Annotated in this window: 7 protein-coding genes; 2 read left to right on the forward strand and 5 right to left on the reverse strand. The window is 62.2% G+C overall.

Annotated elements, in window-relative coordinates:
* The 4 genes from ABY403_RS11910 to ABY403_RS11925 form a co-directional block, all read right to left on the reverse strand.
* A partial coding sequence (locus tag ABY403_RS11910; RefSeq protein ID WP_372841040.1) for a beta-ketoacyl synthase occupies positions 1-1,121 on the reverse strand: 1,121 nt, incomplete at its 3' end.
* A gap of 4 nt (positions 1,122-1,125) precedes the next feature.
* Positions 1,126-1,389 carry an acyl carrier protein gene (locus ABY403_RS11915; protein WP_372841041.1) on the reverse strand — a complete coding sequence of 88 codons (264 nt, stop codon included), beginning with the start codon at positions 1,387-1,389 and terminating at the stop codon, positions 1,126-1,128.
* Positions 1,390-1,401: 12 nt separating this feature from the next.
* Positions 1,402-2,493, reverse strand: a complete 1,092-nt coding sequence (gene lpxD, locus ABY403_RS11920) for a UDP-3-O-(3-hydroxymyristoyl)glucosamine N-acyltransferase (RefSeq protein ID WP_372841042.1) — start codon at positions 2,491-2,493, stop codon at positions 1,402-1,404.
* 56 nt (positions 2,494-2,549) lie between these two features.
* A complete protein-coding gene (locus tag ABY403_RS11925; protein WP_372841043.1) occupies positions 2,550-4,169 on the reverse strand; it encodes a murein L,D-transpeptidase in 1,620 nt (539 codons plus the stop codon).
* A gap of 315 nt (positions 4,170-4,484) precedes the next feature.
* Here ABY403_RS11925 and ABY403_RS11930 point away from each other — a divergent pair, with 315 nt between their 5' ends.
* Positions 4,485-5,045 (forward strand): YcbK family protein, encoded by a 561-nt coding sequence (locus ABY403_RS11930; protein WP_372841044.1) that lies wholly within the window; start codon positions 4,485-4,487, stop codon positions 5,043-5,045.
* Between the two features lie 310 nt (positions 5,046-5,355).
* On the forward strand, positions 5,356-6,327 hold the full coding sequence (locus ABY403_RS11935) for a hypothetical protein (RefSeq protein WP_372841045.1): 972 nt from the start codon (positions 5,356-5,358) through the stop codon (positions 6,325-6,327).
* 48 nt (positions 6,328-6,375) lie between these two features.
* On the opposite strand, the gene ABY403_RS11940 is transcribed toward ABY403_RS11935, so the two are convergent.
* The coding region (locus ABY403_RS11940; RefSeq protein ID WP_372841046.1) for a cytochrome c at positions 6,376-6,627 on the reverse strand (252 nt) is incomplete at its 5' end.

The raw sequence follows: 6,627 nt of genomic DNA on the forward strand, positions 1-6,627 counted from the left end.
ACATTCGGCACCACGTCCAGTGCGCACTCGGGGTCTGGCACCCGGTAGCCCATGGTTGGCGCGATCACGCCCTGTCCCAGCGCCATCAGGCAGGCGACAAGCTCGACCGCCCCGGTTGCGCCGATCAGATGCCCGTGCATCGACTTGGTGGACGAGATCATCAGCCTGTCAGCATGTGCGCCAAAAACCTGCCGAATTGCCGATACTTCGGTGCGATCATTGGCGGCGGTGCCGGTGCCATGCGCGTTGATATAACCCACCGCCTCGGGTGCAAGGCGCGCATCGGCAAGCGCGCCCGCCATCACCCGCGCCGCACCTTCGCGCGAAGGCATGACCATGTCGCCCGCATCAGCGCCCATTGCAAAACCGACCACCTCGGCCAACATCGGCGCACCGCGCGCGCGGGCGTGGTCGTAATCTTCAAACACAAAGATCGCCGCCCCCTCGCCCTGCACCAACCCGTTGCGGTCGGCTGAAAACGGGCGGCAGGCATCGGGCGACAACACGCGCAGCCCTTCCCAAGCCTTGATGCCGCCAAAGCACAGCATCGCCTCGGCCCCGCCCGCCAGCATCATTGGTGCCGCCCCGGCCCGCACCATCTGAAAAGCAAGCCCCATCGCGTGGTTTGAACTGGCGCAGGCGGTAGACACCGAAAAGCTGGGGCCGCGCAGCCCCAACGCCATGCCCACAAGACTTGCGGCGGCGCTGTGCATCAGGCGCGGCACGGTAAAGGGGTGCACGCGGTTCTTGCCCTCGGCATAAACCGCACGATAGGCCTCGTCCGAAGTGGTAAGCCCGCCGCCTGCGGTGCCGATAATGACCCCGACGCGTTCGGCCAGATCGTCGTCCAAGGCAAGCCCCGCCTCAGCCACTGCCTGACGCGCCGCCACAAGCGCGAATTGCGCGAAACGGTCGGCAAAGCCAAGCTCTGCGCGGCTCAGATGCTTTTCAGGCACAAAGCCCTTTACCTCGGCTCCGATCCGCACCGACAGCCGCTCGGAATCGCGCAGCGCAAGCGGTCCGATCGCCACCCGCCCCTGTTGCAGCGCCAAAAACGTCTCGTGCACGTTTGCGCCGAGCGGGTTGATCGTGCCCGCGCCGCTGATGACTACTCGGCCCAAACCGTCACCCTTGCGCGGCGACAAGCGCCTCGACACCGGCGATTACGGCCCCGATCGACGAGATGTCGAACTCGGCCTCACCCGGTTCGTTGGCATTGTAGGGAACGGTGATGTTAAACTTTTCCTCGATGGCAAACAGCGCCTCGACCAGCACGAGGCTGTCAAATCCCAACTGATCGAGCGTCATGCCAAGCTGCACCTCTTCGGGCGCGATCATCGCCTGTTGGGCGATGATTGCTATGACTTCCGTGGCAACAGCATTTCGCATGCATGTCTCCGCTCAGTTTTTTCCGCCGAGTCTGATAACAGCTTCGCGCAATTCCGCCACTTGCGCGAATAGTCGCCCCAGCCGACGGGTATTCTTGTAAGCCTCGATCTGAGCGTCCATCTTGATTGCGGGATAGCCAAGCAGCGTGCGCCCCGCCGGCGCGTTGGAAAGCAGCACAGCCGCGGCACCCAGCACCACATCATCGCCCACCAGCAGGTTGTCGGAAACGCCCGCCCTGCCGCCCAAAACCACCCGGTCACCGAGCCGCGACGAGCCGCCAACGGCCGATTGCGCGCAGATCAGGCAATCTCGGCCAAGCTGCGCGTTGTGGCCGATCTGCACGAGGTTGTCGATCTTGGTGCCCGATCCCACGGTCGTGGCGCGCACGGTGCCACGGTCGATGGTAGTATTGGCCCCCACTTCGACATCGTCGCCGATCACCACATTGCCTAGGCTGTGAATGCGCTCCCAAGCCTGCGGGCGCGTCTGACCGCGCTGTCCGAGGGTTTCGCGCACTTCCTCTGTCACCGATTTCTCGGGCGTCACAAAGGAAAATCCGTCGCCGCCAATCACCACGCCCGATTGCGCAATGAACCGATCGCCGACCTCCACGCGCGCGCCCAGCGTGACGCGCGGGTGCAACAGCGCATCAGCCCCGATCAGGCAACCCTCGCCAATGGTGCAATGCGCGCCGATGCGGGCGCGAGGGCCTATCTGGGCATCGCGCCCGATAGTGACAAAGGGGCCGATAGCGGCACCTTGGCCGACGCGGGCCGACGTATCCACCGAAGCAGTCGGATGGATGCCGGGTGCGATTTCGGGGCCCGGATCGAACAGGCGGCTGATGCCAGACATCGCATAGCGTGGACGCGGTGCCAGAATTGCCGCCTGCAAACCCAAGCCGCGCCAATCGGCATCTTGCCACAGCAGTGCCGCCCGCGCCTGCCCCTGCCGCAGCGCCTCGGCGTATTTCGGGTTGCCCGCAAATGCCAGATCGTCAGGCCCCGCCAGCGCCGGCTCTGCCACCCCGCTGATCGTCAAATCGACCGCGCCATGCGCCACTAGCCCGAGCGCCTCGGCAATGGAATGTACGGTATGCGCCATCTGCAGCCCCGGTAATGCTCATGGGGCGCCCTTGCCCCATGGCTTTCGGTTCCCGTTTAGCTCTGCCAAGAAGGTAGCGCCACCCCGGCGTTTTGCAGTGCCTGAAAAATCAGCGCATCGCGTCCGTAGATGTCGCGGCGAAACTCGACACGGCCCTTGGCGTTCGGCCAGGCCGTGTAATACACCAGATGCACCGGCACGAACTTTTCTAGCGGCAACGTGCTTTCCTGACCGGAATGCAGATAGTGCGCAAACAGCCCCTGCGGGTCGCTGCTCTGGCGTGCCAGCAGCGCATAGGCAAAGTCGAACGGATCGCCCAGTCGGATGCAGCCATGCGAGAAGGCCCGCGTTTCACGCGCGAAAAGCGATTTTGAGGGCGTGTCATGCAGGTAAATGTTATGCACATTGGGGAACATGAACTTTACCAGCCCCAGCGCATTCGCGTTCGACGGACCCTGCTTGAGATCGAAGGGAAAGGAATTGGCGTCGAACTGAACGAAGTCGATGCCTTCGCGTGAAATGACCCGGCCAGTCTGGTCGATCAGATCGAGATAAGACACAGCCCCCGGGTTGGCCTGCAACATCGGCAGGTACTCCGAAACCGTGATCGAGCGCGGCACATACCAGCTTGGGTTGATGACCATATGTTCTATCTGGTCCGAAAACTCGGGGCTGCGCGTATTTCGCAGGTTCTGGCCAACCACCGTCACGGTCTGAAACGTGACCTTGCCATCGTCGATGATCTTCGCGCTGAAATCGGGCAGGTTCACCCAGACATGGCGCTCGCCGCGTTCGGTTCCATACATCCAGCGCATCCGCTCCATCGCCACGACGATGGCGCGCAGGCGCTCTTCGGGTTCGCGGTTGATCTCGCCCAACGTGGTTTCGCCCGCCACGCCGTCGGCGGAAAGGCCGTTGTCCAGCTGGAATTGCTGCACGGCGGCTTGCAAGGCGGTATCGAAACTGGCGGATGCCGAGCGTGCAAGATAACCCAGTGCAATCAGCCGGTCGCGCAGCGCGATCACTGCCGGGCCCGTCGCGCCGGGCTCTAGCTTGCCCGTCGCCGGCACCTTGGGGCCCCAACCGCCACGCGCAAGCGCCGCCTCGATATCGAACTTGGCGCGCATTAGCTGCGCATATTCCGGATCTTGCGGCGGAAGCGTGTGCAGAAAGGCGGCAGGGTCAGCAGCAGCGGCGAAAGCCTCTAGAATGGCCAGTCGATCCTGCTGTTTGGGCTTGCGCAGCAAACCTTCTTCAAGCGAAGCGGGGTTTGTGACAACCCCCAGCTGCACGTCGCGCGCGTAAGTAAGCAGTGCCAAGGAAACCGCCGCCTCAAGCCGCGCGCGGTCACGCTCTGTCCGCAGGCTGGCAAAGCGGGCGCTCAACGCCTCGGCTCCGTAGCGGGCAGCGGGCAAGCCGTGGTCGGGGGCTGCGGCCAAGGCGGCAAACAAGGCCGCGCGGCGTTCGGCATCAAGCCCGGTGGTCCAGATGGGCGCGTAACCACGGTCGCCATAAAACGACGCAAGCGCTGAATCTGCCGAGGCCGCCTCGGCCAGCGCCTGTTCAAAGCCCGAAAGCTGCGCCTGGGCGGGGGCTGCGAAAGCAAGCAGCAGCGCCCAAACGGTCAAAAGCCTCGCCGTCAGCGCGCCCATGCCCACATAATTCGCTTTTGTCATCACCGCCAAAGCCTCGCCCCAAAACCGGTCAATCCTGCCGAGACTCAAGTAAAAACTCACATCTGTCCACCCCTATCGCGCGCACAATGACGTGCGCACAGGTGCTGAAATCGCCTCGCGCAGCCGACACGATGCAGCGGTGCAACAGCGCGCCCTTTTCGGCAAAAAGTAGCCGATGCTTAACGATATTCCGCTTGTGCGACAAATCCGCTGTTGGAAGGCGAATCAGTTTGTGTAATAAAGTCTGCGTGGTTGGATGAGCACGATCTATTAAGCCGTTGGTAAATACGGCAAACTACGGGACAGGCTAACGAAATGACATCATCGCTAATGACCCGACGAGGCCTCATTGGTGCCTTTGCAGCAACAATGGTTGTCGCGGCTCCTACCTCGAGCAAGGCATTCGGTTTCCTCAAGGGCGCAGGCGATATTCGCCGCATCAGCATGTTTTCAGGCCGTACGGGCGAGTCTATCGACATCGTTTACTGGGTCGAAGGCGAGTATATCAAAGAAGCCATGGCCGAAATCAGCCACTTCATGCGCGACGTGCGCAGCAACGAAGTAAAGGCGATCGACGCACGCACCATCGACATTGCAGCCGCTTCGCACCGCCTGCTTGAAACATCGACCCCTTACAACATGCTTTCCGGCTATCGCTCGCAAGCCACCAACGACGCGATGCGTCGCTCTTCCAGCGGTGTGGCCAAGAACTCGCTCCACATTCAGGGCCAAGCTGCCGACCTGCGGCTGGACGGCCGCTCCGTCTCGCAGATCTACAAGGCCGCGGCCAGTTGCAATGCGGGCGGGGTGGGCAAATACAGCCGATCGAACTTCGTGCATATGGATTGCGGCCCGCTGCGCACCTGGGGCGGCTGACCCCTACCCTTTGCACGAAATCAAAAGCGCCGCTTTCGCGGCGCTGTGCGATGTAGTCTCTGCCCTTCCGTGTGAATAGATCACTCCATATTTTTTGGCGTGGAATGGTATGTTTTCCGGCAAACGCCATTTCGCCCTAGCGGCGGGACATTCTGCCGTACCCGCCCCCACTTGCACTCGAATTTGCACACCTGCGCCACCCCTTTCGCGCGACGCGCGAAAGGGTCGCAAAACACTGCGTCCTGCGCGCATTTCGCGTTAAGCTGGCATGGTGGGCGCGGGTTCGCCCGATAAGCGAGCGGGGACAGATATGGATTTCAGCATTTCGCGCGGACTCGGGCTAATGCGCCAGACCGCGCCTTTCGTGATCTTTCGTATGATCGTCTATTTCGCAATCACTGCGGCCTACATCATCGCCACAGGCACCGGTGCGGGCGTGGGCTGGGGCATCGGGGGCTTTGGCGATGAAGAGTTCCGCGCCTCGACAACCTTCTGGGGCGGGCTCATCGGTTTTGCGGGCGTGGCGGGGGTTTTGTTCTTTTTGCGCGACTACCTGCTTTATATCGTCAAGGCAGGCCATATCGCGGTCATGGTCGAGTTGTTGCAGGGCGGAGCCTTGCCGCAGGGCCGAGGTCAGATAGAGCACGCCCGCGCCGTGGTGACCGCGCGCTTTGGCCAAGCCTCGGCGCTATTTCTGCTCGACCGGCTGATAAAGGGCGTGCTGCGGCTGATTACCGGGCTGGTGCAAGGTCTTTTGATGCTCGTGCCGATACCGGGGCTCGACAAGATCATGGGGTTGGTGCGCGCCTATCTGCGCGTTGCGGTCGGGTTGCTTGACGAGGTGATGCTGGCGCAGGCGATCCGCACAAAATCGGACAACCCCTACACCTCGGCGCGCGAGGCGCTGGTGCTTTATGGGCAGAACGCGAAACCGATCATGATCAACGCCGTCTGGCTGACGGCCATCGTCTATGCGCTGTCATTCGCGGTGTTTGTGGTGATGCTCGCCCCGGCGGCGGCGGTGGTGTACCTGATGCCGGGCAATATCGCGGCGGGCGGGGTGGTGTTTGCGCTTTTGTTCGCATGGGCGGTGAAGGCGGCGCTGATCGAACCATTCGCCATCGCCTGCATGTTGCAGGTGTTTTTCAAGCTGACCGAAGGCCAGACACCCGACCCAGAATGGGAAGCAAAGCTGACGAGCGCGTCTGACAAGTTCCGCAAGATGGGCGAAAAGGCGGCGTCTTGGGTGAGCGTGAAGTCCGCAGTAAAAGACGCCGGATGAAACTGGCTGCGCCCGGCGGTGGCAGCCGCCGGGCGCAGGCGCGCTGGTTTATTTGCCAGCCTGCTGCGTAAGATAGGCCGCAACGGCCTTCAGATCATCAGCCGAAAGCACAAGCCCCTGCATCCCGTCGATGCCGATGATTGCCGCGTGCACCTCCATCGCAGACTTGCCGCCAAGGTCGGGTGCAACCAACACGGTCGCATCGTGGCCGTGGCATTCTTTGCAGCCAACGCCGTTTGGCCCGGATTCAAAGATTTCCTTGCCAGCAACAGCAAGATTCAAAGAATGCTGCGCAGAGGT

This window comes from Phaeovulum sp. (genome assembly GCF_041596715.1).
Classification (GTDB): Bacteria; Pseudomonadota; Alphaproteobacteria; order Rhodobacterales; family Rhodobacteraceae; genus UBA6213.

Coding starts and splice junctions, on each gene's coding strand:
- ABY403_RS11915 (WP_372841041.1), bottom strand. CDS start 1,389: ATGCGAAATGCTGTTGCCACGGAAGTCATAGCAATCATCGCCCAACAG.
- lpxD (WP_372841042.1), bottom strand. CDS start 2,493: ATGGCGCATACCGTACATTCCATTGCCGAGGCGCTCGGGCTAGTGGCG.
- ABY403_RS11925 (WP_372841043.1), bottom strand. CDS start 4,169: ATGACAAAAGCGAATTATGTGGGCATGGGCGCGCTGACGGCGAGGCTT.
- ABY403_RS11930 (WP_372841044.1), top strand. CDS start 4,485: ATGACATCATCGCTAATGACCCGACGAGGCCTCATTGGTGCCTTTGCA.
- ABY403_RS11935 (WP_372841045.1), top strand. CDS start 5,356: ATGGATTTCAGCATTTCGCGCGGACTCGGGCTAATGCGCCAGACCGCG.